Annotated in this window: 4 protein-coding genes; all 4 read right to left on the bottom strand. The window is 52.2% G+C overall.

Annotated features, from left to right (window positions below; genetic code table 11):
* Window positions 1–202: 202 nt before the first annotated feature.
* Window positions 203–1,267, bottom strand: a complete 1,065-nt coding sequence (locus tag KTH89_RS24585) for an ABC transporter substrate-binding protein (protein WP_158348865.1) — start codon at window positions 1,265–1,267, stop codon at window positions 203–205.
* A 152-nt stretch (window positions 1,268–1,419) separates the two neighbouring features.
* Entirely contained in the window at window positions 1,420–2,469 is a 1,050-nt protein-coding gene (locus tag KTH89_RS24590) for a GntR family transcriptional regulator (protein ID WP_238723461.1), read from the bottom strand.
* A gap of 3 nt (window positions 2,470–2,472) precedes the next feature.
* Entirely contained in the window at window positions 2,473–3,342 is an 870-nt protein-coding gene (locus KTH89_RS24595) for a glycyl-radical enzyme activating protein (RefSeq protein WP_238723462.1), read from the bottom strand.
* Window positions 3,343–3,800: 458 nt separating this feature from the next.
* Window positions 3,801–4,003: hypothetical protein (locus tag KTH89_RS24600; RefSeq protein WP_238723463.1), on the bottom strand; the 203-nt coding region annotated here is incomplete at its 5' end.

The following is a 4,003-nucleotide window of genomic DNA, read 5'->3' on the forward strand; positions in this document are numbered from 1 at the left end:
CTGGTGAATAGGCTCGGTTCCTGAACCCGGCTTTTCGATTTCACTTAGCGTATTCCAGCGCAAGCCCTCCGCGCTCCCAGGGAGATACAAAAGAACCCGTCCGCCCGGAGCATCCCCGGATACCGTTCACGGTTTCAAGTCCTAAGCAGCGGGCATACCCAAACCCGAGGAAGAACCGCCTCCCACACCAAAAAGGTCTTTTTTATTGATACAAATTTCTGGCGATACTGTCATTCTCCAGATTATCCGCATTTACCCACACGAAGCCTGTGTTTATCTCCGGCGCATTCGGCATCCCTGCGGCCGCCCTGGCCGCGGCGACGATGGTCGTATACCCGATGGCGTAGGGCTTCTGGGTGACAAACCCGACCTGGCGGCCTTCCTTTACCGCTTCGATCTGTTCCTCCCCGGAATCAAAACCAACGATCTTCAACCGGCTGTCTTCCAGCTTTTTGGCCGCGTTCAGAATTCCGATGCTGGCCACTTCATTGGCTCCAAAATAACCGTCTAGCTGCGGGTACTGCCGGATCACCTGCTCGGCGATCTCTTCCGCGCTCACATCCTGATCCAGCATATAGGAGACGTTCACCACTTCCACCTCCGGGTAATCCGCCCGGATCTTATCCATAAAACCGTCCCGCCTCTGTATCCCGGCCTCCGAGGAATCATCGGCCAGCAGCACCGCCAGCTGCCCTTTTCCGCCGATCGCGCCGCACAGCTCCTGCGCAGCCCGGGCGGCCGCCTCATAGTGATCCGTAGCGCAGGTCGCCTGTACGATATCACTGTTCTTACCGGAATCAAAGGCTACCACCGGTATATCATTTTCCTGCGCCTGTTCCAACTGGAATTCACAGGACTTCATGTCTATAATCGCTAACGCCAGTGCCGCCGGCTGATTCTCCAGTATCTCATCGAGCATATTTATCTGATCTTCCACATCATTTTCCACGTCGGGCGCTTCGTAGACCAGCTTAATCTGATCCGATCCCTCGTATCCAAGCGAAGCGTTCAGATCTGTCACCGCATGCTCCGCGCCGTCTCTGACCGCGCTCCAATACTGGTTGGCGTTCCCTTTGGCGATCATCACGATCTCGCTTCCAGGTTCCATCGTTATGCCAAAGACTGACTGATAGTCAATTCCATTAACTGCGATCGGGTCGATCCTCTCATTCTCGCTTTCCTCTGCCTGTACCTGAGCCTCGGCACAGCCGGACAACAGTCCCGCTATCATGCCAAGAGCAATCAGCATCCCTGCAAATTTCTTCATAATTACCTCTCCTCTTTGAATTCACAAACAAAATCTGTTATACCACAGGACGAACCTGACTGTAAAGAAAAGATTTGTTCCCTGTAAAATTCAAGTTAATCATAGCACGCTTTCTTTGAATTACAAGAGGAATATAAAATTATAAGAAAAATTTAAGAAATGTCCAGGATACCTTTCACCGGGTACTCCTTCGCAGCCCAAGTCCCGGGATATTCATTCTGGCTTTTAAGGCACTCGTATATTTTCCGGGATATTTCCGGGAAATCCTGGCGGTAGGTGATAATGTCCCGCTGATTTGATCCGGGTACCGCATCAATTACAGCAAGGATCACGGACCGGATATCCATCCGCTCGAACACGGTGGACACCGCGATTCCGATCTCCTCATCGGTACACAAGATCGCGTCAGGCAGCCGCCCCTCGGTCAGAAGTCCCCCGATCAATTCCTGCGCACAGCGCTTTGCTTCCCGCCTCCGGCTCCAGGACAGCTCTAACATCAAATCCCTCTGTCCTTTCACCTGTAAAAATGCTTCCTTTCGTTTTCTGATACTGAAGATCTCCTCCCTGTCCCATCCCAGATACCCGATCCTTTTGCCTCCCTGTCCGCGGATAGACCGGCAGAGCTTAGAAACCGCCTCCTGATTATCCAGATGGATACAGTCCGCATATGGGACCGCCAGATCCGTATCAAAAAAGACCATATTCATACCCAGCGCCCGCAGCCGTTTCAGCCGGTCAAAATCCATCTGATTGTCATCCAGCCAGACCACCGCGTTATACAATCCCTTTTCATATAACCGGTACAGACAGTCCTCAATCGTCCCATTTTCCGCTTTCTGAGCAAACAGCACCAGGGAATCCCGGGAATCCGCATACTTCTGAAATTCCTCAATAAATTCTGAGAAAAACGGGCTCCTGGCCGGCGCCGTCAGCGTAACCGTATCCATCGTTCCCCGATGCCCGGTATTCCGGTACACGATCCTGGTTCCGCTTCCAACCTCGCGCCGGATCACGTTCTCCTCCTCCAAAAGCTCCAGCGCCTTGCGAACCGTCACCCTGCTCACATTCCACTGTTCCGCCAGCGTTCTCTCCGGGGGTATCCTCTCACTTTCCGGATAAATCCCTTCATATATTAATCTGCATATCCTGTTCTTAATCTCCACATACAAACGATCCTGATGCATCCGTCCTGTCCTTTCCAATACCTATGTCGCCTGATAATTCAATCCGGCCTCCCGAAACGCCTGCCTCGCTTCCTCTGCTCTCCTATCGCCGATATGCGCATCCCACATCTGATAGCGCAGCCCGCACTGTTCCCATTTATTCTTCCCGTATTCATGATAAGTAAGAATCTCAAATGTCACGTTCGGCCCTGCAAGCTTTCTGAAAAAGCCGATAAAATTCTGCACATCCTCCTCCGAATCGTTGACCCCGCCGATCATCGGAACCCGGATATGGACTCTCGGATGCTTCCCGGCAGCCAGTGTAAGATTCTCAAGAATCCTCCCGTTTGAGATCCCGGTGGCTGCCTTATGTTTATCCGGATCGGTTTGTTTACAATCCATGATCAGCTGATCTATCAGCGGAAACATCTCCGGCAATCCCGGATAACTCCCGTTGGTCTCAATCGCCGTATGAATCCCCTTCTCCTTAACCTCCGCCAGAATCTCCGTCAGCCCCTTCGCCTGCAACGTCGGTTCCCCTCCGGTAAACGTAACGCCCCCGCCATCGTAGAACATAGGACTGGCGGACAGAATCTCCTCCACCATCTGTTCGGTATCCCGCTGCACACAGGATAGGTATATCCCCTTATTACGATGAACGCTAAGACACTCCCTCTGATCGCAGCCTTCGCATTTGGAACGGTTCAGCTTCTTCCCGCTGACCGCGCCATGGGGACACACCGAATCCACAAGCCAGTCCGGCTGCACGAACAGGGTGCCGGAAGGTGACATTCCCTCTGGATTCGAGCACCAGGGACATTTCATATTACATCCCTGTAAATGATAAACCAAACGGTTTCCCTGGCCATCCTGTGAATAATTAAACCCTTTCTGAAATATTCCGATTTGCATATGATCCCCCAAGTCTTCCTACAGTCTCCAATTTTATCGTTCCATATTGGTATTATAAGATAATACCAATATGGTGTCAACCTTGGCCGATCCCACATCTGATATTCCAAGGCGCACATTTCTCAGGATAAAAACAAAGAACCTGCCAATTTTTAAGGCAGATTCTCGATTCATTTCTATTTATTCTATTATTATTTTTCTTTCTGGACTAACTAGAAAATTTGCGTTAATATGGCGGATTCATGGTCTTCCCTGGTTTGGGTATGCTTGCTGCTTAAGGCCGTAATCGCGGGCGGTATCCAGGGGCGCTCCGGGCGGCCGGGGGATTTTTCGGCTCCTTGGGAACGCATAGGGCGGCTATGCATCCGGTTAGTGGAATTGGAAAGCCGGGTTCAGGATGCAGGGCGGACTTCAGATCCGACGGGCAAGAGCCTGAACCGAGGGACTGTCGCACTAACTTAGCGTTCTTCCATGGGCTTCCTATGCCCGCTGCTTAGGACTTGGAACCGTGGGCGGTATACGGGGATGTTCCGGGCGGCCGGGTTCTTTTGTATCTCCCTGGGAGCGCATAGGGCGGCTGCGTATCCGCTTAGGGGAATCGGAAAGCCGGGTTCAGGATGACCGGCGGACTTCACGTCCGACGGGCAAGAGCCTCTGAACC

The sequence above is a fragment of the Diplocloster agilis genome (assembly GCF_019042275.1).
Lineage (GTDB): Bacteria > Bacillota > Clostridia > Lachnospirales > Lachnospiraceae > Diplocloster > Diplocloster agilis.

Coding starts and splice junctions, on each gene's coding strand:
- KTH89_RS24585 (WP_158348865.1), bottom strand. CDS start 1,267: ATGAAGAAATTTGCAGGGATGCTGATTGCTCTTGGCATGATAGCGGGA.
- KTH89_RS24595 (WP_238723462.1), bottom strand. CDS start 3,342: ATGCAAATCGGAATATTTCAGAAAGGGTTTAATTATTCACAGGATGGC.